This window comes from Kribbella sp. VKM Ac-2569, assembly GCF_004216905.1.
In the GTDB taxonomy this organism is placed as follows: Bacteria; Actinomycetota; Actinomycetes; order Propionibacteriales; family Kribbellaceae; genus Kribbella.
Genome location: NZ_SGXJ01000001.1, coordinates 1,947,205 through 1,969,891, shown reverse-complemented (window position 1 = coordinate 1,969,891; position 22,687 = coordinate 1,947,205). Strand labels below are relative to the sequence as shown.

At 67.9% G+C, this 22,687-nt stretch carries 19 protein-coding genes; 11 read left to right on the top strand and 8 right to left on the bottom strand.

The features are described from left to right. The first annotated feature begins 24 nt into the window (after window positions 1–24). A complete protein-coding gene (locus EV649_RS09250; protein WP_130382427.1) occupies window positions 25–714 on the top strand; it encodes a phosphoribosyltransferase family protein in 690 nt (229 codons plus the stop codon). Window positions 715–929: 215 nt separating this feature from the next. Continuing rightward, window positions 930–1,556 (top strand): ribosome-associated translation inhibitor RaiA, encoded by a 627-nt coding sequence (gene raiA / locus EV649_RS09245; RefSeq protein ID WP_198682368.1) that lies wholly within the window; start codon window positions 930–932, stop codon window positions 1,554–1,556. Window positions 1,557–1,623: 67 nt separating this feature from the next. Here the strand turns inward: raiA and EV649_RS09240 are convergent, their stop codons facing one another. Then, the gene (locus EV649_RS09240) at window positions 1,624–2,439 is read right to left on the bottom strand and encodes a serine protease (protein ID WP_130382423.1); all 816 of its coding nucleotides are present in this window, start codon (window positions 2,437–2,439) and stop codon (window positions 1,624–1,626) included. Window positions 2,440–2,752: 313 nt separating this feature from the next. On the opposite strand from EV649_RS09240, the gene EV649_RS09235 reads away from it, so the two are divergent. From EV649_RS09235 to EV649_RS09225, 3 genes are all read left to right on the top strand, one after another. Beyond that, entirely contained in the window at window positions 2,753–3,871 is a 1,119-nt protein-coding gene (locus EV649_RS09235; RefSeq protein WP_130382421.1) for a crosslink repair DNA glycosylase YcaQ family protein, read from the top strand. 198 nt (window positions 3,872–4,069) lie between these two features. Then, window positions 4,070–7,042 carry a preprotein translocase subunit SecA gene (secA, locus tag EV649_RS09230; protein ID WP_130382419.1) on the top strand — a complete coding sequence of 991 codons (2,973 nt, stop codon included), beginning with the start codon at window positions 4,070–4,072 and terminating at the stop codon, window positions 7,040–7,042. Window positions 7,043–7,457: 415 nt separating this feature from the next. After that, window positions 7,458–8,363 (top strand): nitronate monooxygenase, encoded by a 906-nt coding sequence (locus tag EV649_RS09225; protein WP_241997908.1) that lies wholly within the window; start codon window positions 7,458–7,460, stop codon window positions 8,361–8,363. Here EV649_RS09225 and EV649_RS09220 read toward each other — a convergent pair. From EV649_RS09220 to EV649_RS09195, 6 genes are read right to left on the bottom strand one after another with little or no spacing between them, the layout of a single operon-like run. Next, window positions 8,327–9,622 (bottom strand): alpha-glucosidase/alpha-galactosidase, encoded by a 1,296-nt coding sequence (locus EV649_RS09220; protein ID WP_130382417.1) that lies wholly within the window; start codon window positions 9,620–9,622, stop codon window positions 8,327–8,329. The genes EV649_RS09225 and EV649_RS09220 overlap by 37 nt on opposite strands. Further along, window positions 9,619–10,539 (bottom strand): carbohydrate kinase family protein, encoded by a 921-nt coding sequence (locus EV649_RS09215; RefSeq protein ID WP_130382415.1) that lies wholly within the window; start codon window positions 10,537–10,539, stop codon window positions 9,619–9,621. The genes EV649_RS09220 and EV649_RS09215 overlap by 4 nt, the downstream gene beginning before the upstream one ends. A gap of 2 nt (window positions 10,540–10,541) precedes the next feature. Then, a complete protein-coding gene (locus tag EV649_RS09210) occupies window positions 10,542–11,360 on the bottom strand; it encodes a carbohydrate ABC transporter permease (RefSeq protein ID WP_130382413.1) in 819 nt (272 codons plus the stop codon). Then, window positions 11,357–12,280 (bottom strand): sugar ABC transporter permease, encoded by a 924-nt coding sequence (locus tag EV649_RS09205; protein WP_130382411.1) that lies wholly within the window; start codon window positions 12,278–12,280, stop codon window positions 11,357–11,359. Before EV649_RS09205 ends, EV649_RS09210 begins: the two co-directional genes overlap by 4 nt. Then, complete coding sequence (locus EV649_RS09200; RefSeq protein ID WP_130382409.1) at window positions 12,280–13,581, bottom strand: ABC transporter substrate-binding protein; 1,302 nt, start codon at window positions 13,579–13,581, stop codon at window positions 12,280–12,282. Before EV649_RS09200 ends, EV649_RS09205 begins: the two co-directional genes overlap by 1 nt. A 33-nt stretch (window positions 13,582–13,614) precedes the next feature. Next, window positions 13,615–14,418 (bottom strand): endo alpha-1,4 polygalactosaminidase, encoded by an 804-nt coding sequence (locus EV649_RS09195; RefSeq protein ID WP_241997906.1) that lies wholly within the window; start codon window positions 14,416–14,418, stop codon window positions 13,615–13,617. Window positions 14,419–14,692: 274 nt separating this feature from the next. Between EV649_RS09195 and EV649_RS09190 the strand changes: the two genes are divergently transcribed. The 6 genes from EV649_RS09190 to EV649_RS09165 are packed head-to-tail and all read left to right on the top strand — an operon-like array spanning window position 14,693 to window position 21,672. Next, window positions 14,693–15,715 carry a LacI family DNA-binding transcriptional regulator gene (locus EV649_RS09190; RefSeq protein ID WP_130382407.1) on the top strand — a complete coding sequence of 341 codons (1,023 nt, stop codon included), beginning with the start codon at window positions 14,693–14,695 and terminating at the stop codon, window positions 15,713–15,715. Window positions 15,716–15,726: 11 nt separating this feature from the next. After that, a complete protein-coding gene (locus EV649_RS09185; protein ID WP_130382405.1) occupies window positions 15,727–16,995 on the top strand; it encodes an extracellular solute-binding protein in 1,269 nt (422 codons plus the stop codon). Then, on the top strand, window positions 16,992–17,891 hold the full coding sequence (locus tag EV649_RS09180; RefSeq protein WP_130382403.1) for a sugar ABC transporter permease: 900 nt from the start codon (window positions 16,992–16,994) through the stop codon (window positions 17,889–17,891). The genes EV649_RS09185 and EV649_RS09180 overlap by 4 nt, the downstream gene beginning before the upstream one ends. Beyond that, window positions 17,888–18,706 carry a carbohydrate ABC transporter permease gene (locus EV649_RS09175; protein ID WP_130382401.1) on the top strand — a complete coding sequence of 273 codons (819 nt, stop codon included), beginning with the start codon at window positions 17,888–17,890 and terminating at the stop codon, window positions 18,704–18,706. Before EV649_RS09180 ends, EV649_RS09175 begins: the two co-directional genes overlap by 4 nt. Before the next feature lie 18 nt (window positions 18,707–18,724). Then, window positions 18,725–19,783 carry a glycosidase gene (locus EV649_RS09170; RefSeq protein WP_241997904.1) on the top strand — a complete coding sequence of 353 codons (1,059 nt, stop codon included), beginning with the start codon at window positions 18,725–18,727 and terminating at the stop codon, window positions 19,781–19,783. After that, window positions 19,780–21,672 carry a hypothetical protein gene (locus EV649_RS09165; protein WP_130382399.1) on the top strand — a complete coding sequence of 631 codons (1,893 nt, stop codon included), beginning with the start codon at window positions 19,780–19,782 and terminating at the stop codon, window positions 21,670–21,672. The genes EV649_RS09170 and EV649_RS09165 overlap by 4 nt, the downstream gene beginning before the upstream one ends. Here EV649_RS09165 and EV649_RS09160 read toward each other — a convergent pair. Further along, entirely contained in the window at window positions 21,653–22,678 is a 1,026-nt protein-coding gene (locus tag EV649_RS09160) for an aminoglycoside phosphotransferase (protein WP_130382397.1), read from the bottom strand. The genes EV649_RS09165 and EV649_RS09160 overlap by 20 nt on opposite strands. Window positions 22,679–22,687 lie beyond the last annotated feature (9 nt).

Below are 22,687 nucleotides of genomic sequence, written 5' to 3'. Positions count from 1 at the left end.
CGGCCGATCGTGGACCGTGAGGTGGTGCGCGGGTGGGACGGGTTCGTGGACCTGGTGCTCGGCGGGCGGTGCGCGGGCTGCACGCGGCCTGGCGTCACTCTCTGTGGTGGTTGCCGTCGGCTACTGACCGAACTGACTCCGTTCCGTGCATGGCCCGACCCGAGTCCACCCGGTCTCGCGCCCCCGACCGCCGCCGCGCCGTACGCCGGGGAGCTCCGGAACCTGATCCTCGCGCACAAGGAGCACGCCCGGTACGCCCTTGCCAGGCCGCTCGGTGAGCTGCTGGCGAACGTCGTACGGGCGGCCCTCGACCAGCGGCGCGCGGCGTGGATCTGCCCGGTGCCGTCGCCTCGGGCAACGGTCCGCAAGCGCGGGCACGATCCGCTCGGGCGGATTACGAAGGCTGCCGTCAGATCCCTGCGCAGACAGGGAATCGACGCCCGGACGGCCGCCGCACTGCGGGTCGTCGGACGTCCCGACGACCAGGCCGGGCTGTCCGCGGAACGCCGTACCGCGAACCTGGACGGGGTGTTCGGGCTGCGTTCGCGCTGGGCTGAAACGCTGATCGATCAACCGGTCCTGCTGGTGGACGACGTGATCACCACCGGATCCACGCTCACCGAGGCCTGCCGCGCCTTGGAATCCCGGGGAATCCAGGTCCTCGGCTGTGCGCTGCTCGCGGCGACCGCGCGACACCGGACGTCTGGTTCATGAGAACTTCTCTACCGGTTTTCGCCGAAGCCGACTAGCGTTGGCTTATGACACCCGCTAGGGCTTGTCGGGCAGTGGAGTGGTGGAGGACCGGATCAGCCGGATTCCTCGCCACGAGGTCCGACGGGTTCGACAGCGGGTGTTCTCGTTTCGGGCACCGTCACCACGAGCACGGGGGTCCGAACACGTAAAAGAGTCGCCGATCGATGGAGGTTTCCGTGGACGTCGTTGTCAAGGGTCATCACTGCGAGGTCAGTGACCGCTTCCGGCAGTACGTCGAGGAAAAACTCGAGCGGATCGAGAAGGTCGATCACCGGGTACTGCGGTGCGAGGTGGAAGTCAGCCAGGAAAAGAACCCGCGACAGCACGATCGGGCGATGCGTGTCGAGCTCACCATGTACACCAAGGGTCCGGTGGTCCGCGCAGAGGCGTGCGGGGAGACCAAGCAGGCAGCGTTCGACGTCTGCCTGGACCGGCTCCGGTCCCAGGTCCGCAAGGCGGCCGACCGGCGTCGTGTGCACCGTGGTGAGCGTGCGCCGGAAGGCCTGCGGCACGTGAACGCGAAGCAGCCGCTCAACGGCAACGCACCTGTAGTGGAGGAACCAGTCGCCGAGGACGAGGTGGCGACGCACAAGTACGGATCTCTCCTGGTCACCGGCGACGGACCGCTGGTGATGCGCGAGAAGACCCACACCGCCAAGCCGATGACCCTGGACCAGGCGCTCTACGAGCTCGAACTGGTCGGGCACGACTTCTACCTGTTCGTCGATGCCGACGAGAACCAGCCCAGCGTCGTCTACCGCCGTCGCGGCTACGACTACGGCGTGATCCGGCTGGCCGTCTAAGACCTCAGGAGGTACACGACGAAGGGGCCGGGCGAACTGCCCGGCCCCTTCGCTGTCCCGCAGTACGTCAGCTGTCGATCTGCTGCTGCAGTTCGGCGGCGTACGTCGCGACCTCGGCGTACACGCCCGGGTTGCCGGCGTCCGCGCAGCCGATGCCCCACGAGACGACGCCGAACAGGCGGCCGTTGAGGACCAGCGGGCCACCGGAGTCACCCTGGCAGGAGTCCTTGCCGCCTTCCTCGTAGCCGGCGCAGATCTCGCCGTCCGCGGTGTAGCCCTCGCTCGCGTACGCCTTCTCGCAGTACGCGTCACCCAGCACCGGTACGTCGACCTTCTGGAAGGTGTTCGCCGGGCCGGTGCCCTCGGTCTCGCCCCAGCCGTAGACGATCGACGCCGCGCCGGCCGCGTCGGTCGCCTTGTCGGTCTCCAGCGCCAGCGTGTCGACACCCTCGAACGGGGTCGCCAGCGTCATCACCGCGACGTCGTGAGCGGGCGACTTGCCGTACTCCGGGTCCACCCAGATGCTGCTGATCTTGGATTCCTTGCCGGTGGACTTGTCGGCCAGGTCGTCGCGACCCTGGATCGCGGTGTAGGTCGACGCGGCCTCCTGCGCGCAGTGCGCCGCGGTGACGATCTTGTTCGCCTTCACCAGCGTCGAGCCGCACCACTCACCGGTCGGGTCGGGGGAGCCGCTGTTCGAGAGCTGGATGGCCCAGGGGGTGTCGGCGGTGTGGGCGATGGTGCCGCCGACGATCCGGGTCTTGGGTCCGTCGGGCGACTGCGCGGCCGACGCGGAGCCTGCTACGGCCACCGCACCGAGGGACGCCGCGATCAGTACGCCGGCCGCGAGGGCAGCGCGGACCGCATGCTTCTTTCCTGTCATGCCTCACTCCAGGGTGATAGGGGCCGCACGGGCGGACGGCCTCCTCGCAGGTTCCCCCGAACACCATCCGTAGCGCACCTCCCACTTTGGGTAACACCAGAGTTATGCCCGTCCTTCTTTGAGCACCCACCAACCAACTTCGGGCCGTGGAAATGGTTGATGGGTGCTCAAAGACGGCGTACGGGCGGATTGTCGGTGGGGGCGGGCAGAATTCGGGTATGACGACGCAGCTTCAGCTCTCGACGGCTCAGGCGCGCCGGTGGCGCTCGCGGCTCAGGGGTTTACGGACCCGCGGCCGAAGGGCGTCCCCGACATGCGGGCCCTGACCCGGGTGCTGGGGCGCATCGGGCTGATCCAGATCGACTCGGTCAACGTGCTGAGCAGGACGCAGTACCTGCCGCTCTACTCCCGCCTCGGTCCGTACCCGCGCGACCTGCTGGACCGGGCGTCCGGGAAGGCCCCGCGCCGCCTGGTGGAGTACTGGGCGCACGAGGCGTCCTTGATCCCGGTCGAGACGCACCCGCTGATGCGCTGGCGGATGGCCCGGGCGACGACCGAGGCGTGGGGCGGGCCGCGGTCGATCGCGAAGGAGCGGCCGGACCTGATCAAGCAGGTGCTCTCCGACGTCCGGAACCACGGTCCGCTGACCGCCCGCGAGATCGACGACGACGTCGAGCGTGCCAGGGACAACTGGGGCTGGAACTGGTCCGACGTCAAACGTGCCCTCGAGTTCCTGTTCTTCGCCGGCGAGATCACGGTCGCCCGCCGCAACCAGCAGTTCGAGCGGCTGTACGACGTACCCGAACGGGTGCTGCCCCGCGCGGTCGTCGAGACGCCGACCCCGACGCTCGACGAGGCGCACCGCGGGCTGGTGTCCATCGCGGCCCGGGCCCACGGGGTCGCCACCGCGCAGTGCCTGCGCGACTATTTCCGGACCGCGCCCGCGCCGACGCAGCTGGCGATCTCCGAGCTGGTCGAGGAGGGCGAACTGCTCCCGGTCCAGATCGACGGCTGGAAGCGCCCGGCGTACCTGCATCGTGACGCGCGGCTGCCGCGCCGGGTGAACGCGCGCGCCCTGGTCAGCCCGTTCGACTCGCTGGTCTACGAGCGCACCCGGACCGAAGTCCTCTTCGACTTCCGGTACCGGATCGAGATCTACGTCCCGGCGGAGAAACGCGTCCACGGGTACTACGTGCTGCCCTTCCTGCTCGGGGACCGATTGGTCGCCCGGGTCGACCTCAAGGCCGACCGCCCCGGCGGTGTGCTGCTCGTCCAGGCGGCGCACGCGGAGCCGAAGGCGCCCGTGGAGACCGCCGAGGAGCTGGCCGCGGAGCTCGTCCAGCTGGCCGGATGGCTCGGGCTGGACCAGGTCCGGGTGGCCGGCGGCGGTGACCTGTCGCCAGCGCTCAGTGACGCTCTGCGCGGTTCCTGAGGAGCGGCTGGGAACTTTCAAGCCCGCCCGGACGTGGGTGAGGTAGGGCCCAGAGGGTGTCTTGGGCACGCTGCGCGCGTGGCTTGGCACACCCGGCCCCGTACGATGGGGGTCGCACGCCTTCCCGGTGGGTCGGCCGTGCCCTGTCGGCGTTCGGCCGCAACCCAGGCTTCAGCAGCAAGGAGTGAACTCCCCACCATGAAGGTTGTCGACAAGGTTCTGCGGATCGGCGAGGGCAAGATCCTCCGCCAGTTGCAGGGCATCGCGAAGATGGTCAACTCCATCGAGGACGACTTCGTCAACATGACCGACGAGGAGCTGCGCGCGCAGACCGCGGAGTTCAAGGAGCGTCACGAGAACGGGGAATCCCTGGACGCGCTGCTCCCGGAGGCCTTCGCGGTGGTCCGGGAGGCCGCCAAGCGGACGCTGCACCAGCGGCACTACGACGTCCAGATCATGGGTGGGGCCGCGCTGCACCTGGGCAACATCGCGGAGATGAAGACCGGTGAGGGCAAGACCCTGGTCGGCACGCTCCCGACGTACCTGAACGCGCTGTCCGGCAAGGGCGTGCACGTGGTGACGGTGAACGACTACCTGGCCAAGTACCAGGCCGAGTGGATGGGCCGGGTGTACCACTTCCTCGGCCTCGACTACGGCGTGATCCTGCCGGAGATGACCCCGGCCGAGCGCCGGATCGCCTACGCCAAGGACATCACCTACGGCACCAACAACGAGTTCGGCTTCGACTACCTGCGCGACAACATGGCGGGCAGCATCGAGGACTGCGTCCAGCGTCAGCACAACTACGCGATCGTGGACGAGGTGGACTCGATCCTGGTCGACGAGGCCCGGACCCCGCTGATCATCTCCGGCCCGGCCGAGGACAGCCAGCGCTGGTACGTCGAGATGGCCCGGATCGCGAACAACCTGAAGGCCTGGACGCTGGCCGACGAGGCGGAGCTGAAGCGGAAGAACCCGCGGATCACCGACCTCGAGATCGACGAGACCAAGCGCCGGGTCGCCGACTACGACGTGGACGAGAAGAAGCGCACGGTCGCGATCCTCGAGCGCGGGATCGAGAAGGTCGAGGACCGGCTCGGCATCGACAACCTGTACGAGTCGGCCAACACCCCGCTGATCAGCTACCTGAACAACGCGCTGAAGGCCAAGGACCTGTTCCACCGGGACAAGGACTACGTGGTGGTCGACGACGGCGAGGTCCTGATCGTCGACGAGCACACCGGCCGCACGCTGCACGGCCGCCGCTACAACGAGGGTCTGCACCAGGCGATCGAGGCCAAGGAAGGCGTCGAGATCAAGGAGGAGTACCAGACCCTCGCGACGATCACGCTGCAGAACTACTTCCGCCTCTATACCAAGCTGGCCGGCATGACCGGTACGGCGATGACCGAGGCGAACGAGTTCTCCAAGGTCTACAAGCTTGGCGTGGTCCCGATCCCGACCAACAAGCCGATGATCCGGGTCGAGGAGCGGGACCTGATCTTCCGCACCGAGGACGCCAAGTTCGACGCGGTGGTCAAGGACATCGTCGAGGCCCACGGGACCGGGCAGCCGATCCTGGTCGGCACCACGTCGGTGGAGAAGTCGGAGCGGCTGTCCCGGCAGCTGCTCAAGGAGAACATCAAGCACGAGGTGCTGAACGCGAAGCAGCACGCGCGTGAGGCGGCGATCGTCGCCGAGGCCGGCCGTAAGGGCGCGGTCACGGTGGCCACCAACATGGCCGGTCGTGGTACGGACATCATCCTCGGCGGGAACCCGGAGTTCCTCGCCGACAAGGAGCTGCGCGCCCGCGGCCTCGACCCGGCGGAGGCCATCGAGGAGTACGAGGCGGAGTACCCGTCGATGCTGGAGCAGTTCGAGAAGCAGGTGAAGGAGGAGCAGGAAGAGGTCCGCGAGCTCGGCGGCCTCTACGTCCTCGGCACCGAGCGGCACGAGTCCCGCCGCATCGACAACCAGCTGCGCGGTCGCGCCGGCCGGCAGGGTGACCCGGGCAAGTCCCGGTTCTACCTGTCGCTCGAGGACGACCTGATGCGGCTGTTCAAGCGCGAGATGGTCGACTGGGCGATGTCGCGGAACAACGACGACAGCCAGCCACTGGAGAACAAGGTCGTCACGAAGGCGATCGCGTCGGCGCAGGGTCAGGTCGAGGCGCAGAACTTCGAGACCCGGAAGAACATCCTCAAGTACGACGACGTGATGAACCGTCAGCGGCACGTCGTGTACGACGAGCGCCGCCGGGTGCTCGAGGGCGCCGACCTGCGCGATCAGGTGCAGGACATGCTCGAGGAGACCGTCACCGGGTACGTGCAGGGCGCGACCGCGGACGGGTTCGCCGAGGACTGGGACCTGGACGCGCTGTTCACCGCGATGAAGACGCTGTACCAGTCGGAGCTCACCGAGGAAGAGCTGATCGAGGAGGCCGGCGGCGAGAAGGCCGGCCTGACCCAGGACTTCCTGCTCGAGCGCTTCCTCGAGGACGCGACCGCGGCGTACGACCGGCGTGAGGAACTGCTCGGCGAGGAAGCGATGCGCGAGCTGGAGCGTCGCGTCGTACTGAGCGTGCTGGACCGCAAGTGGCGCGAGCACCTGTACGAGATGGACTACCTGCGTGAGGGCATCGGCCTGCGGGCGATGGCGCAGCGCGACCCGCTGGTCGAGTACCAGCGCGAGGGCTACGACATGTTCGCCTCGATGATGGAGTCGATCAAGGAGGAGTCGGTCGGCTTCATCTTCAACGTCGAGGTGGACGTGGAGGCGATGCGCGCCGAGATGGAGCTCGCCAATGAGGCCGCGCTCGCGGATGAGGACAGCCTCGCGGGTCGCTCGATCCAGGACATCCTCAGCTCCGGCCCGGCTGCCGCGCAGCTCGCCGGGGCGGACGACGAGGAGCGACCGCAGGACGCTCCGCGGCCGCGGGACACGCCGCGTCTGCGCGCCAAGGGCCTCACCAACGAGCCGCGTCCGCAGCGGCTGACGTACTCGGCGCCGACGATCGACGGTGACGACGAGGTCGCGATGCACCAGGACGCCGTCGAGGAAGGCACCCTGGAGTACGCCGGCACCCCGCGCAACGCCGCCTGCCCCTGCGGCTCCGGCAAAAAGTACAAGCGGTGCCACGGCGACCCGCAGTCGGACGTCTACAAGTTCTGACCAACACCCACCAACGGCCGGTTCCCCACTGGGGAGCCGGCCGTTTCGCGTGGGGGTGGGTGACCGATCTACATCAACACCACCGCCCGCCCGCCGGGGACACCCGGCGGGGTCCGGGAACACGCAATAGCCTGTCGCTAGACACCATCGCCTGTGCCCAGTGCGATCCGGTCCGGTACTGCGGAACATTTTTGCCACCAGGTGCAACATTCGTTCCGCAAACAGCCCGCTGGACCGCGGAGCCGAGCGGCACATCCGCCCGCCAAGCACCCGCGCCGGAGGCGTGGCCGCTCTGCGTTGCCCAGCCGAGGGGGGTGTGGTGTCGGCCATGGCGGGCCGGGGCGCGGTGTGGTGCGCTTGGGGTATGTGGCTGCGGGAGAGGTTTGGGGTTGGGGTGCCGGTGGTTGGGGCGCCGATGGCGAACGTCAGTGGTGGGGAGCTGACTGCGGCGATCTCCGCCGCGGGTGGGTTGGGGATGCTGGGGGCGGGATCGGCCGTCACGGCTGACTGGATTCGCACCGAGGGAGCGATCGCGGCGGCGAGTGGGACGCCGTACGGGATCGGGTTGATGGCGTGGTCGGTGAAGGATCATCCTGAGCACCTGAAAGCGGTGCTGGAGCTGCGGCCCGCGCTGGTGTCGCTCAGCTTCGGGGATTACACGCCGTACGTCGCCCCGCTGCAGGATGCCGGGATCGTGGTCGCGACGCAGGCCGGCACGGTCGCGGACGCCCGCGAGGCCGTGGACGCCGGCGTCGACGTGATCGTTGCCCGAGGCGCCGAGGCAGGCGGGCACGGGCGGAATGCCGTCGCCACCCTCCCGCTACTGCAGGCGATCCTCGACGCGACTGACCTGCCTGTACTCGCGGGCGGTGGGATCTCCGGCCCTCGTGGCCTAGCTGCTGTGATGGCCGCCGGCGCAGTTGGCGGTTGGATCGGTACGGCGTTCCTCACCTGCGTCGAGGCACAGACGAAGGAACCGGCCCGGCAGCGCATCATCGAGGCAGACGAGACCGAGACCGTCTACGGCACCGTGTTCGACGCCGCGTCGCGCGCAGGCTGGCCGGACGAGTTCGGCGGGCGAGCACTCCGCAACGCCTTCTTCGACACGTGGGAAGGACACGAGGAGGAACTGAAGACCGAGGACTCGGCCCACGACCTGTGGGTCGAAGGGTCCAAGGCCGTCGACCCGGCCCGCGCGTCGATCTACGCGGGCCAGGGCGTCGGCGCACTGACCGGTCAGCCAACCGCGGCCGAGGTCCTCGCCGGTTTCGCGACGTACCGCGACTATCTGAGCGCCGCTCTCAACGACGGGTCCAAGTAGTTGCGGTGAGCAAGCACCAGCTCGTTGCACAGTTCCCAGATCTGCTCGACGGGTAGCGCGGCCGCGGTCGCCGGGTCGACCATGACGGCCTGGCGGATCGCGCGCGGATCCTCCTCGATCGCTGCCTGTACGGCGAGTTCGGCCACGTTCAGGTACGAGCGGTTGAGCGCCGCGCACTGCGCCGGGAGTGGGCCGACCGCGGTCGGCTGGACGCCGGACGCGTCCACCAGACACGGGACCTCGACGACAGCCCCGGCCTGCAGGTTGGGGATCAGGCCGGTGTTCGGTACGTTCCCGTAGACCGTCCGGGGCGTGCCGGTGACGATGCTGTGGATGATCTGTGGCGCGTACTCCATCGTGGGGTCGATCTCGACCGGCTCGCTCGCCTTCAGCGCATTGCGGGTCTGCTCGTAGGACGCGAGATTCTCGGCGACGATGTCGAGGTACGCCCCGACCGGCAGCCGGAGCCGCTCGATCTCGCGCGTGTGCCCGAGGTACCACGGCACGTACTCCGAGGAGTGCTCGCTCGTCTCGGTCGGGTAGAACCCGAGTCGCCGGTACATGTCCACCCGGACTCGGCGCAGCAGCTCCGGGTCCGCCGCGATCGCCTCGTCCAACCGGTCGTACAGGTTCTCGGCTCCGCGCTCGAACCGCAGTACCCACGACTGATGGTTCACCCCGGCGGCCACGTACGTGACGTCGTCGTACGGTACGCCGACCAGCTCGGACAGGCCCTGCATCGTCCAGTACACCGAGTGGCAGAGCCCGACGACGTTCCGGACCCCGAGCGCCTTGAGGTACCAGACGTTCATCACCATCGGGTTGGTGTAGTTGAGCAGCCACGCGTCCGGGCAGACGTCGGCGATGTCCTTCGCGAGCCCCCGCAGTACCGGGAACGTCCGCAGCGCCCGGAACACACCGCCGACGCCGAGGGTGTCGCCGATCGTCTGCCGGATCCCGTACCGGGCCGGGATCTCGAAGTCGACGTGGGTCGCCGCGTTCATCCCGACCTGCACGATGTTGATGACGAAGTCGGCGCCGTCCAACGCTGCCCGCCGCTCGAGATGCTTGCTGATCTGCGGTACGGCGCCACGCTCCCTAGCGATGTACGACGCGGCGGCCGCAGCCGTCTCGAGCCGCTCAGGGTCGATGTCGTGCAGAGCGATCTGCACCGGCCCGAGCTCGAGCGCGAACAGGTCGGCGAGCAGACCCTGCGTGAAAACCACGCTACCGGCGCCGATAAAAGCGATCTTCGTCATGGCGTCATGCCTTCTATTGCCTCGTTCCAGTTGGGTTGCGCGGCGGTGCCGCCCGCAGCGCGGGTTGAGAGCGAACCGCACGCGGCGGCGATGGCCAGGGCGCGGCCGGGGCGGGATCCGTTGAGTACGGCGGCCACCCAGCCGGCATCGAAGCTGTCGCCGGCTCCGACGGCGTCGATCGTGTCCACCTTGAGCGCCGGTGCGGTGACGACCTTCGACCCGGTGTGGGCGATCGCGCCGTCAACGCCGTTCTTGACCACGACGAGCGGGCCGCGGCGGGCGAGGATACCGGCGGCGTCCTCGACCTGGTGGTGGCCGGTCAGGGCCAGGACCTCGGCGGCGTTGGGGAGGAAGTAGTCGGTGACCCGCAGGACCGGGTCGAGGATCGACCGGTCCCAGCGCCCGGTGGGATCGTCGTTCGGATCCAGCGACGTGGTTGCCTTCGCCGCCTTCGCCTCCTTGAAGATCCCGGCCAGCCCGGCCGCCAACGCCGGCAACAGGTAGAACGACGCCGCATGCACGTGCCGCACCGACCGCACCAGGTCCAGCGGTACGTCGTCTGCGGTCGTACTGGGCAGACACCCAGGAGACGTGAGGATCGCGCGATCGTTGCCCGAGGTGAGGATCGTGGTGAGCGGGGTCGGCAGCGAGGAGTCGACCACCAGCGCGTCGACGTTCACGCCCCGGTCGGCAAGCGACGTACGGACGAAGTCGCCCGCGGGGTCGTCGCCGACGCGACCGGCGAACGCGACGCTGAGCCCGAGCCGGGCCGCGCCGCACGCCATGATCGACGCGGAGCCGCCGAGCACCAGCGACCCGGTCGGAACCAGACGCTCCCGCTGGCCGAACAGGATCGGTTGGTCAACCGGCCCGATCACCACATCAGGGTTGGCGTCGCCAATGACAAGCAGGTCCATAGTCAGCCTTTGAGTCCGGTGGAGGCCAGGGAGCGGATGAACGCCTTCTGGGCCAGGAGAAATCCCAACAGAACGGGCAGCACGGTGATGACGTTGCCGGCCATCACGGCCGACCACTGTGTGTGATGCTGTCCCTGGAACGTGGTGAGGCCCAGCTGGAGGGTGTAGGTGGCGTCGCTGTTGATCGCGATCAACGGCCAGGTCAGGTCGTTCCAGGTCGCGAGGAACGTCAGTACGGCGACAGTGCTCAACGCCGGCCGCGCGAGTGGCAGCACGATCGACACCAGGATCCGGAGCCGCCCGCAGCCGTCGATCCAGGCTGCCTCCTCGAGCTCGCGGGGCAGCGAGACGAAGAACTGCCGGAACAGAAACACGGAAAGCGGTGTCACCAGCGACGGCACGATCAGCGCACCGAGGGTGTCGATCAGGCCGAGCTGCTTCATCACCAGGAACGTCGGGATCATCGTCAGCTGGAACGGGATCACCATCGTCGCCAGCATCAGCCCGAGGACGAGCTTCGACCCGGCGAACCGGATCCGCGCGAACGCGTACCCGCCGAGCGACCCGAGCACCAGGTTCGCCGTCACCGCCACCGCGGAAACGATGAAGGAATTCAGGAACCAGCGCGGAAACAACGCGTTCCCGAGCACGTACCGGTAGCCGCCGAGATTGATCCCCTGCGGCCACAACGCCGGCGGAAAACGGTTGATTTCTGCGTTGCTCATCACCGAACTGACCAGCAGCCACACCAACGGCAACGCGAACAGCAACGCCAGCGGAGCGAGCACCAGATGCCAACCGCTGAAAGGCAACCTCTTCATCGAGCAGCCACCCTCCGCCGGTAGATCTGCAAGGCCCCACCGACCACCAGCAACGCGACGGCCAACGTGTACGCCGCTGCTGCGCTGTAGCCGGCCGTGAACGCCTTGAACGCCTTCTCCCAGATGAAGTACACGATCACCGTCGTCGATCCGAGCGGTCCGCCCTTCGTGGTGACGAACACCAGGTCGAAGACCTGCAACGCGTTGATGGTCTGGAACAGCAACAGGAAGATCGTCACCGGTGCCAGCGCGGGCAGCGTCACGTGCCGCAGCACGCCCCAACGACCGGCGCCGTCGATCCGCGCCGCCTCGACCAGCTCGCTCGAAACCCCTTGCAGACCGGCGAGATAGACGATCACGCAGAACCCGGTGCCGCTCCACAAGGAGATCGCGACCAACAGGTACAGCGCCTGACCCGGATCGCTGAAGAACCCCTGCGCCGGCAGCCCGAGCTTGTGCAGCAACGAGTTCGCGACACCGAACTCCGGGTCCAGCACGAACGAGAACAGCACGCCCTGCGCCGCCGCCGACACCACGAACGGCACGAACACCAACGTCCGGTACAGCCCGATCAGCGCGATCTTCCGGTCCAGCGCGATCGCGATCCCCAACCCGGCGACCACGCTCAACGGCACATACAACGCCGTGTAGATCAGAGTATGCGACACCGCGGACCCGAACGCCGGGTCCTTCACCAGCGCCTTGTAGTTCGCCAGCCCGACCCACTCGCTGGGCGACACCAGATCGTTCACCTGGAACGACAACAGCAGCGACCACAGCACCGGTACGACGCTCAGCCCGAGAATGATCACCACCGACGGACTGACGAAGGCCCACCCGGTCGCACCTTCACCACGCGCTCGCCGCTTGGCCCCCCGGGACCGCGGATCGACGGTGAACGTACCGACCACGCTGGCCATCAGTTCGGCACCGCCAGCACCTGGTTGCACTGGTCGACGGCCTGCTTCACCGCATCCGCGGGACTCTGCTTCCCGAGCAGTACGGCGGCGATCGCCTGACCCATGTGCTCCGAGATCTGCGGGTACGTCGAGATCGTCGGCCGCACCTTCGCGGTGTCGAGGGCCGTGACGAAGACCTCGAGCCCGTTCGTCTCGGCCGAGTGCTTCTTCCACTGCGGCAACTCGGCCGTCGCCTTGGTGATCGGCAGGCTGCCGCCCTTGATGTCCCACTGGATGTCCTGCGCCGGGTCGGCCAGCCAGGTGACGAACTCGGTGGCCGCCTTCACCTTGGCCTTGCCGTTGTCGAAGATCGTCCAGGTGTCGGGACCCGAGATCGTCATCGGCTTCCCGGAGTACGACGGCAGCGGCACCACGCCGTACTCGATGCCGTTGTCCTTCAGCTCGGGGAGCTGCCAGGGGCCGGTGGCAACCATTCCCATCCGGCCGCCGAGGAACACCTGGTACAGCTGCTCGCTGCCCGGCTTCGGGTCGACGTACAGCGACTTGTCGGTGCGTAGCCGGTCCAGCGTTTCCAGGGCTTTCGTGCCGACCGAGTCGAACCCGACCTTCTTGCCGTCGCCGCTGATCACGTCGCCGCCGAGGTCCCAGATCATCGGCCAGATCCGCCAGACCGTGTCCTCGTCGCCGACGCCCGGCCACCCGGTGCCGAAGATGCCCTTGGCCGGGTTGGTCAGTTGCTTGGAAGCGGCAACGAAATCGTCCCAGGTCCAGCCGGCCTTCGGCGGGGCCATACCGGCGGCCGCAAACAGCTTCTTGTTGTAGACCACGCAGAGCGAGTCGAGCAGCGCCGGAGCCGCGCGGACCTTGCCCTTCACGCTGACCGCGTCTTTCGCCGCAGGCCAGTAGTCGTCGATCTTCAGTTGGCCGGTGAGATCGGCGACCTTGGGACTCTTGGTCAGGCTGGCGAGGTCCGACCCGAAGATGTACGCGATATCCGGGTAGGACCCCGCCGCCAGACCCGCGGTGACCTTCTGCAGCATGCTGTCCGCGGTCACGCCGCCACCGCCGCCGACCACCTTGATCTTCGGGTGCGACTGGTTGAAGGCGGTGATCAGGGAGTCGATCGCGGCCTTGCCGAGATCCACCTGGCCGTGCCAGAGATCAAGCGTCACGACACCGTTGGCGTCGGCCCCTTCGGCGTCGTCGTTCTTCCCGCAGGCGCCGAGGGTGCCTGCGGCCGCGACGGCGGCGGCCGCGCGGAGGATGTCACGACGGGACAGGTTTCGAGCATGCTGAGACATGGCGGTCTCCGGAAAGGTTGGAGGAAAGGAGTTTCAGCAGGTCTTGCGGACGTACCCGGAGTCGCCCGGGACGGAGACGTCCACATCGCGCTGCACGATCGAGAGCGTGCCGCCGTACTGCGAACACGCCGTACGCCGACCACTGTCGGTGTACTCGATCACGATCACGTTGTTGCCGAAGGCATCCACGTAGTCACCGCACTCGTCGTACTGGCCGCATTCCTCGGCGACCGCGAAGTCCAGGCCGATCGAGGCTCGGTCGCCGGCCAGCTCGACCGTGTTCTTCTGGCCGATGGCGAGGCTCTTGCTGTGTGCGTGGGTGGCCAGCAGGGTCAGGTACGCCTTGGCCTGGCCGGCGGTGAGGAGGTTCTTCGAACGGGTGTAGCTGTCGTAGTTGTCGGGCTCGATCGCCTTGTAGCCCTTGGTCGCGCAGCCGTCGATCCAGCCGTTGACCTTCGCGGCGATCCTGGTCCGCTTGTCCGCCGTCCGGAAGTCGAGCAGCGCTTCGCCCCAGTCCTCGTCGATCACAAGCTTGCCCTTGGCATCGCGGAGCAGCAGGTCGGAGTCCCACTGGCCCTGTTCGCCGGGCTGGACCTGGAAGGCGTTGACGTAGCAGATGTTGTAGAGACCGGCAGCAGGAGCGGCGGTCCGGTCGCGGGTGACCACTTGGACGCCGGCGGGCGGGGTATACGCGCCGCCGATCTGGTAGTCGAACTTCGCGTGTGCCGGCGGGAGCGTGACGGCCGCGTCGGCGGGGTTTCGGGTGAGGGTGGAGACGGTGACTGCGAGGGCGGTGGCCGCGGCTGCTACCAGCAGGCGGCGGGTGAGTCTGGACACGATTGCTCCATCGGTCCCGGGGACGCTACCCCGCCTCGGGCTTCTCACGACCCTGGCGCCGGGAAACCGGACTTCAGGCCGTCGGCCTGGTACCGGCTGGGTGCGTCACTGCCGACCAGTCAAGCGCCGGGACAACCGCTCCGTCAAGCGATCGGCTGCAAACGAGTGCGCGGAACCGCGCGCAGATTGCGGTATTGCGCAAAGCGTCGGATCTTGACAGCGGTGGTTTTAACCGGTTTAGATGCTCTTTAAACCGGTTTAACTGGAGGCTTGAGTGACGAAGCGGCCGACGATCGCGGATGTGGCGCGCCGGGCCGGCGTGTCCAAGGGCTCGGTGTCGTTCGCGCTCAACGGGCGCCCCGGGCTGGCGCAGTCGACCGTGGACAAGATCCTCGCGGCCGCCGACGAGCTCGGCTGGCGGCCGAGCAACCGCGCGCGGTCGCTGTCGGTCTCGAAGGCGTTCGCGCTCGGCCTGGTGATCACCCGGGATCCGGCCGTCCTGTCGTCGGACCCGTTCTTCCCGGCGTTCATCGCGGGGGTCGAGAGCGTGCTGTCGACGCGGGGGCAGGCGCTGGTCCTGCAGGTGGTCACAGCCGGCGAGTCCGAGGAGGATGGGTACCGGCGGCTCGCGCAGGACGCGCGGGTCGACGGGGTGTTCCTGTCCGACCTCCGGCACGACGATCCGCGGATCGGCCTGCTGGTCGAGCTGGGCCTGCCCGCGGTCACCCTGAACCGTCCGGACGGCGAGTCGCCGTTCCCGGCGGTGATCCTCGACGACCGGCCGGGCACGGGGGCGGTCGTCGAGCATCTGGTCGGGCTCGGGCACACCCGGATCGCGCAGGTCGCCGGTCCGCCCGCGTTCGTGCACGCCACGGCGCGGTCCACGGCCTTCGCCGAGGCGCTGGCCGCCGCGGGTCTGGAACCGGTCGCGGTCGAGACCGGTGACTTCACTGCAGCCGGCGGGATCGAGACCACCCGGCGGCTGCTCGCGCTGCCGGAGCCGCCGACCGCGATCTTCTATGCGAACGACCGGATGGCGATCGCGGGTCTCGGCGCCGCCCAGGCCGCCGGCCTGACCGTGCCGGACGACCTGAGCATCGCCGGCTTCGACGACAGCGAGCTCGCCGAGTACGTGCATCCCGGTCTGACCACGGTCCGCGCCGACCCGTTCCGCTTCGGCGAGGCGGCGGCCCAGACCCTCAATCGGGTCGTCGACGGCGACACCGACGTACCCGACGTCGAGCTGCCGCCCGCAGAACTCGTCGTACGGCGCTCCACCGCCGCACCCCCTTTGTAGGAGGAACCCTGATGAAGTTGCAAGCTGGTTTGCTGGCCGTGGTTCTGGCCGGCTCGCTCGCCGCGTGTGGGAGCGGCGGTGGCGGCGCTGGTGACGCCGACGCCGCCGCGCAGGCCCGCGGACCGATCACGATCTGGTACTCGAACAACGCCGAGGAAGTGGCCTGGGGCAAACAGATGGTCGCGGCCTGGAACGCCGAGCACGCCGACCAGAAGGTCACCGCCCAGGAGATCCCGACCGGGAAGTCGTCGGAGGAGGTCATCGGTGCGGCGATCACCGCGGGGAACGCGCCCTGCCTGATCTTCAACACCTCGCCGGCGTCGGTCTCGCAGTTCCAGAAGCAGGGCGGTCTGGTGCCGCTGGACGCGTCCTACATCGAGGAGCGGTCCGGCGACATCGCGCAGCAGTACAAGTCGGCGGACGGCAAGTACTACCAGCTGCCGTGGAAGTCGAACCCGGTGATGATCTTCTACAACAAGAAGATCTTCGCGAAGGCCGGAATCACCGATCCCTCGCTGAAGACGTACGACGAGTTCCTGGCCGCGTCGCGCAAGGTGGTGGCGTCGAAGGCGGCGAAGTTCGCGATCTACCCGGCGCCGAGCAACGAGTTCTACCAGTCCTGGTTCGACTTCTACCCGTTGTACGCGGCCGAGAGCGGCGGCAAGCAGTTGGTTGCCGATGGCAAAGCAACGTTTGCGTCCGACGAGGGCAAGAAGGTCGCGCAGTTCTGGCGGACGATGTACGCCGACAAGCTCGCATCGCCAGAGAAGTACACCGGGGACGCGTTCGTGGACGGCACGGCGGCGATGGCCGTGGTCGGTCCGTGGGCGATCGCGACGTACAAGGGCAAGGTCGACTGGGGCGTCGTACCGGTGCCGACGTCGTCCGGTAAATCGGCTGACGAGATCCACACATTCTCGGACGCGAAGAACGTCGCGATGTACTCCGCGTGCAAGAACCGCGGGACCGCGTGGGACGTGCTGAAGTTCGCGACCAGCAAGGAACAGGACGGAAAGTTCCTGGCCGCGACGGGACAGATGCCGCTGCGCAAGGACGTCGCGTCGACGTACGCCGACTACTTCGCGAAGAACCCTGACTACAAGACGTTCGCGGACCAGGCGTCCCGCACCGTCGAGGTTCCGAACGTGCCGAACTCGATCACGATCTGGCAGACGTTCCGCGACGCCTACTCCAAGTCCGTGATCTTCGGTCAGGAAGACATCGGATCAGCCCTCGACGGCGCCGCCCAGAAGGTCGACCAACTCGCCAAGCAGTCATGAGGTCGCGTGGTCCGCTCGGCCGGATTCTCGGTGAGCATCCGGTCGGGACCGCGTTCGTCACGCCGTACGTCGTTTTCCTGGCCGCCGTGTTTGCGTATCCGCTCGGGTTCGCGGTGTACATGTCGTTCCACGACTACTTCTTCGCGGCGCCTGGGGCGATCGTGGAGCGGCCGTTCGTCGGGTTCGACAACTACGTGACGGTGCTGTCGGATCCGGCAGTACGGCGGGCGTTCGGAAACGTTCTGGTGTTTCTGGTGATCAATGTTCCGTTGACGGTCGTCCTGTCGCTGCTGCTCGCGAACGCGCTGAACGCGGCGATCAGGTGGCGGACGTTCTTCCGGGTCTCGTACTACGTCCCGTATGTCACCGCATCGGTGGCGGTCGTCGGGGTCTGGCTGTTCCTGTTCAACTCCAACGGGCTCGTCAACTCCGTGCTGGGCCCGCTCGCGCCTGATCCGTCCTGGTTGGTGAACTCGTCGTTGGCCATGCCGACGGTTGCCATCTACGTCACTTGGAAGCAGCTCGGCTTCTTCATCCTGCTCTACCTGGCCGCGCTGCAGAACGTATCCAAGGATCTCTACGAGGCTGCGTCGATGGACGGTGCCGGGCGGTGGAAATCGTTTCTCAACGTGACGGTTCCTGGAGTGCGGCCGGCGACGACGCTCGTCGTCCTGCTCGCCACAGTGACCGGCGCGAATCTGTTCACCGAGCCCTATCTGTTGACCGGAGGCGGCGGGCCGGACGGAGCGTCCGCGTCGCCGGTTCTGATCATGTACCAGCGCGGGATCGAGCAGGGGAACCCTGATGTGGGTTCGGCGATCGGCGTGCTGCTCGTCATCGGAGTGCTCTTGCTCGCCTTGATCGAACGGCGTTTCGTGGGGAAGGAGGAGTCGTGAAGCTCAAGTTCGTCGGCCTGCTGATCGGGGCCTTCGTTTTCCTGTTTCCCTTCTACTACATGCTGATCGGTTCGCTACAGGCGGAGCCGGATCCGTCGGTCGGCGGCGCCTTTCCGTCGCCGGGGAATCTCACCGGGCACAACTACGCCGAGATCAACCAGGCGATCCATCTCGGCCGGTCGTTGCTCAACTCCGGGATCTTCACCGGCGGCGTGATCCTCGGGACGCTCGTGTTCGGGGTGCTCGCTGGGTACGCGCTGGCGCGCTTGCAGTTCCGCGGGCGCGGGCTGGTGTTCAACCTGATGCTGCTGATCCAGGTCGTGCCGTTCCAGTTGCTGACGATCCCGCTGTACGTGCTGATCGTGCGCAGTTACGGTCTCGCCGACAGCTACCTCGGGATGATCCTGCCGTTCCTGATCAACTCGACCGCGGTCTTCGTTTTCCGGCAGTATTTCCTGCAGTTGCCGGCCGAGTTGTTCGACGCGGCCCGGATCGACGGGGCGTCGGAGCTGAGCATCCTCTGGCGCGTCGCCGTACCGCTGGTGCGGCCGGCTCTGCTGACCGGCGTACTGCTCACGTTCATCGGGCCGTGGAACGAGTTTCTGTGGCCTTTCCTGATCACCAAGCAGCAGGATCTGCAGCCGCTCGCGGTCTCGCTGTCCAACTACCTCACCACTGTCTCGGCGCGGGCCGCGAATCCGTTCGGTGCCGTGCTCGCCGGCGCATGTGTGCTGGCTGCGCCCGCGGTGACCTTGTTCATCGTCTTCCAGCGCCGCTTCATCTCGACGAACCTGTCGTCCGGCGTCAAAGGCTAATTTCTGAAAGGCTTTTCCGTGACTGTTCCCTACACCCTTACTCGTGTCGGCGTCCTGATGACTGCCGAGCCGGGCAACGAACTCGAGGCGGAGGGGGTGCTGAACCCGGCGACCGGACACACGCCCGACGGGCAGCTGTACCTGCTGCCGCGGCTGGTTGCTGACGGCAACGTGTCACGGGTCGGCTTGGCCGCCGTCGAGCTGGCGGACGGCGTACCGGTCGGCGTCCGGCGGGAAGGTGTCGTGCTCGCACCGGACGAAGGCTGGGAGCGCGGCAAGAACAACGCAGGTGTGGAGGATCCACGGGTCACGTTCGTTCCCTCGCTGGGGCTGCACGTGATGACGTACGTCGCGTACGGTCCGCTCGGTCCGAAGCCGGCGCTCGCGGTGTCGTCGGACCTTCGGGAGTGGCGGCGACTGGGTCCGTTGCACTTCGAGTACCAGCCGGACCTGGACACCGATCTCAACCTGTTCCCGAACAAGGACACCGCTTTCTTCCCCGAGCCGGTGCCGGGTCCGGACGGCGAACCGTCGTACGCGATGCTGCACCGGCCGATGTGGGATCTCGGATGGTTCCGTGAGGGAGAGGGCGTTCACCTGCCGGCCGGGGTCACCGACGACCGGCCGGGGATCTGGGTGTCGTTCGTCCCGGTGGCGGCCGTCGAGGACGATCTGCGGAACCTCGTTCACCTGCGTCAGCACCGGCTGGTCGCGATGTCGGAGTACCCCTTCGAGGAGTTGAAGATCGGCGCTGGTCCGGCGCCGCTGCGGGTCCCCGAAGGCTGGCTCGTCATCCACCACGGCGTCACCGGCGAGCAGCCGGAAGGCTTCGACCCCACCACGCAGAAGGTCTGCTACGCGGCCGGCGCGCTGATCCTCGACCCCGACGACGTGACCCGGGTCATCGCCCGGACCACCGAACCCCTGATGGTCCCGGAAACCGAGGAGGAAAAGGTCGGAACGGTAGGAAACGTCGTTTTCCCGACCGCCATCGAAGAGGTCGAAGGCGTGCACTACGTCTTCTACGGCATGGCCGACGCCGCTATCGGCGTGGCCAGATTGGACCGCCTGCCATGAAACCGACCCGCCGCACCGTCCTCGGCGGAGCACTGGCGGTGGCTGCCGCCTCCACAGTCACCCTTCCCGCTGCTGCCTCCACCCGCCTGACCAATCTCGCCCACCTCGATTTCCTCCGGGCTTCGGTCTCACCTCCGGCCGCCGCGGGCCACACCACCTACGACTCCGGCCCGTTGGGCGTTCTGTGGACGTACGCCGACCATCAGGCGGACGGCTCGTACCGGCGAATCGGTGGCGGGGCCTACGACCCGGCGACGAACACCTACGGGCAGGGCGCCTACAACGCGGACGACATCGCGCGGGCGGCCGTCGTCTACCTGCGGCACTGGAAACTCTTCCACCAGGCGACCTCGCTGCAGACGGCCCGCGACCTGCTGCGAGCCCTCACGTTCCTGCAGTCGCCCAACGGAAACGTCGTGCTCTGGATGCAGCCCGACGGAACGCTCAACCCGAGCGCCGAGCCGGTCGAGCTCCCGGACCCCTCCGACTCCGGGCCGTCGTACTGGCTGGCCCGGACTGTCTGGGCGCTAGGGGAGGGGTACAGCGTTTTCCGCCGTACCGACGGCGCCTTCGCCGCGTTCCTCCGCGATCGCCTCGAGTTGGCGATCGCTGCCCTCGAACGCCAGGTCCTGATCCGCTACGGCCAGTACAACGTCGTCGACGGCCGCCGTCTCCCCGCCTGGCTGATCGTTAATGGCGCCGACGCCACCTCCGAAGCGGTCCTCGGCCTCTCGGCGTACGTCAACGCCGGCGCATCGCCCCGAGCCCGTCGGGCCCTCACGCGTTTCGCCGAAGGCATTGCCCAGATGCACGCCGGCTCGACCCGGGAATGGCCGTTCCGCGCGCTTTTGCCCTGGGGCGAGTCGATCTCCGACTGGCACGCCTGGGGTGCCCAGATGCCCTCGGCCCTCGCAGCCGCCACGGCCACGCTCAGCGAAAACGTATTCCTGACCGCAGCGATCGGTGACACCGCTGGCTTCACCCCGCTCCTGCTCACCGCAGGCGGCCCCGACAACGGCTGGCTCCCGACGCCGATCGACCGCTCCCAGATCGCGTACGGCGTCGACGCCCGCCTGCAGGCACTCCTCGCCATCGACCGCCCCGGCCAGAAACACCTCGCCGCCTTCGTCGCCGCCTGGTACTTCGGCGCCAACCGCGCCGGTCAACCCATGTACGACGCCACCACCGGCCGCACGTACGACGGCATCTCCGGCGACGGCGTGATCAACCGCAACTCCGGCGCCGAGTCGACGATCCACGGGCAACTCTCGATGCTCGCCCTCGACGCCCACCCGGACATCGCCCGCCTGTCAGGCACATCGGCGTACGACGGGCTCCAGATCATCGAGGCGGAGACGGCGGCCGGCGGTGCGGTCGTCACACCGCCATCGGCGTGGACAGGCGAATCCCAATGGAGCAACGGCTCCTACCTCTCGGTCGACGGTACGGCGACGTGGACCGTGCCACCGTCAGCACAGCCGCGGCTGGTGCTCCCGGTCGTCAACCTCGTCGACACACCCACGCCGGCCCGGACCACTTGGACGAGCGGCGGCCGCACGCTTGGCACGCTGGTCCACGTCTGCGGCCCGCAGGGCATCTCGGCTGCACCCGGCGCACTTCAGCCGCTGACACTCGCCAATCCGCTTCCTGCCAACGCGACCACGCTCGGCGCGCAGTCGACGGGCACGGCTCAGCTGGACGCCCTACTGCTCCTCCCAACCATCAGCAGCTTCCGGATCGGAGCGGCGACGTTGCTGGTCAGTGTCGACACCCGTCCGCGCGTGGTCAGCGCTAGCGGACACGCGTACACGTACGACTCCAGCGGCCAGTTGGTTGCCCGCGGCAAGCCACTCGTCGTACCGGGAGGTTTCACCGTCGTGCTCGGCTGAGCGCCTCGGCACACCAGTCAGCAACGAACAGCAGAGCCTGGCCGCGCTGGTGGAACAGGTATCTGCTGTCGACCTGGCGGTGGTAGGCGTTGTGCGTCGTGTCCGAGGCCCTGCCCAGCAGGCCGGGCAGCAGCCAGGCGTACTTCACACCGGACGCCATTACCGCCAGGCGTACCTGGTCCGGGTCACCGCGCCAGCTGGCCTCGTGCAGGCCGTCGAGGTAGTTGGCGATGCAGGTCTCGGCCAGCTCGGGCATACGCTCGGCCGGCCAGAACAGGTCGAACACCGCGTCCGGGATGTAGTTGCCGATGTCCTCGCCGAGCGCGCCGTCACCGAGGAACGACCAGTCGAACAGCGCGAGCTCGCCGGTCGGCCGCTGGATCACGTTCGACACCCAGAAGTCGAGGTGACAGCGGGCGCGGGGGAGAGTCGCGACGAGGTCGAGCAGTGCGTCACGATGGACCAGCAGGCCGGTCCAGGCCTCGCGCAGCTCGGCCGGCCAGGTCGCGCGGATCAGTGGTTGCTGCCAGGCCGAGTCGTCGGTCATCAGGTGCCAGGGCACGTCGCGGGTTGTCGAGTAGTCGCGCAGGAAGCCCGTCGACGTCCACGGCCGTTCGGATGCGGGGCGGGCCTGCCAGCGGCCGCAGGCGCGGGCGAGCGCTGCATGTTCCGCGAGGCTGAAATGTGTTCCCGGCGTACCGGCGATGTCGTCCATCAGCAGTACGGCGCCGTCGGGTCGCTCGTCGACCTCCGCGGCGGGCAGGATCAGTCCGGCATCGGCGAGTTGTTCGCGGAGCTCGTCGTCGCGATAGACCTCGACTTCGCGGCGCCAGTAGTTCCAGTGCCGCGGGTCGGTCGACGCGGCCCACGGCCCGGACGTGTCGCTCGGTCGCCGCAGTTCCTTGCGTACGGCGGTCCGGCCGTCGGCGTACGTCACCCGCTCGACGCTCGCCGTCACCGCGTTGAGCGGGTTGTGCCGCAACGTCGTCGTACCGACTTCGGTCATGGGGAGCAG

Excerpts from the sequence above, each read along its gene's own strand:
- EV649_RS09180 (WP_130382403.1), top strand. The coding sequence starts at position 16,992 with ATGAGGTCGCGTGGTCCGCTCGGCCGGATTCTCGGTGAGCATCCGGTC.
- secA (WP_130382419.1), top strand. The coding sequence starts at position 4,070 with ATGAAGGTTGTCGACAAGGTTCTGCGGATCGGCGAGGGCAAGATCCTC.
- EV649_RS09220 (WP_130382417.1), bottom strand. The coding sequence starts at position 9,622 with ATGACGAAGATCGCTTTTATCGGCGCCGGTAGCGTGGTTTTCACGCAG.
- EV649_RS09205 (WP_130382411.1), bottom strand. The coding sequence starts at position 12,280 with ATGGCCAGCGTGGTCGGTACGTTCACCGTCGATCCGCGGTCCCGGGGG.
- EV649_RS09235 (WP_130382421.1), top strand. The coding sequence starts at position 2,753 with ATGCGGGCCCTGACCCGGGTGCTGGGGCGCATCGGGCTGATCCAGATC.
- EV649_RS09200 (WP_130382409.1), bottom strand. The coding sequence starts at position 13,581 with ATGTCTCAGCATGCTCGAAACCTGTCCCGTCGTGACATCCTCCGCGCG.
- EV649_RS09210 (WP_130382413.1), bottom strand. The coding sequence starts at position 11,360 with ATGAAGAGGTTGCCTTTCAGCGGTTGGCATCTGGTGCTCGCTCCGCTG.
- EV649_RS09185 (WP_130382405.1), top strand. The coding sequence starts at position 15,727 with ATGAAGTTGCAAGCTGGTTTGCTGGCCGTGGTTCTGGCCGGCTCGCTC.
- EV649_RS09215 (WP_130382415.1), bottom strand. The coding sequence starts at position 10,539 with ATGGACCTGCTTGTCATTGGCGACGCCAACCCTGATGTGGTGATCGGG.
- EV649_RS09160 (WP_130382397.1), bottom strand. The coding sequence starts at position 22,678 with ATGACCGAAGTCGGTACGACGACGTTGCGGCACAACCCGCTCAACGCG.
- EV649_RS09165 (WP_130382399.1), top strand. The coding sequence starts at position 19,780 with ATGAAACCGACCCGCCGCACCGTCCTCGGCGGAGCACTGGCGGTGGCT.
- EV649_RS09240 (WP_130382423.1), bottom strand. The coding sequence starts at position 2,439 with ATGACAGGAAAGAAGCATGCGGTCCGCGCTGCCCTCGCGGCCGGCGTA.
- EV649_RS09225 (WP_241997908.1), top strand. The coding sequence starts at position 7,458 with ATGGCGAACGTCAGTGGTGGGGAGCTGACTGCGGCGATCTCCGCCGCG.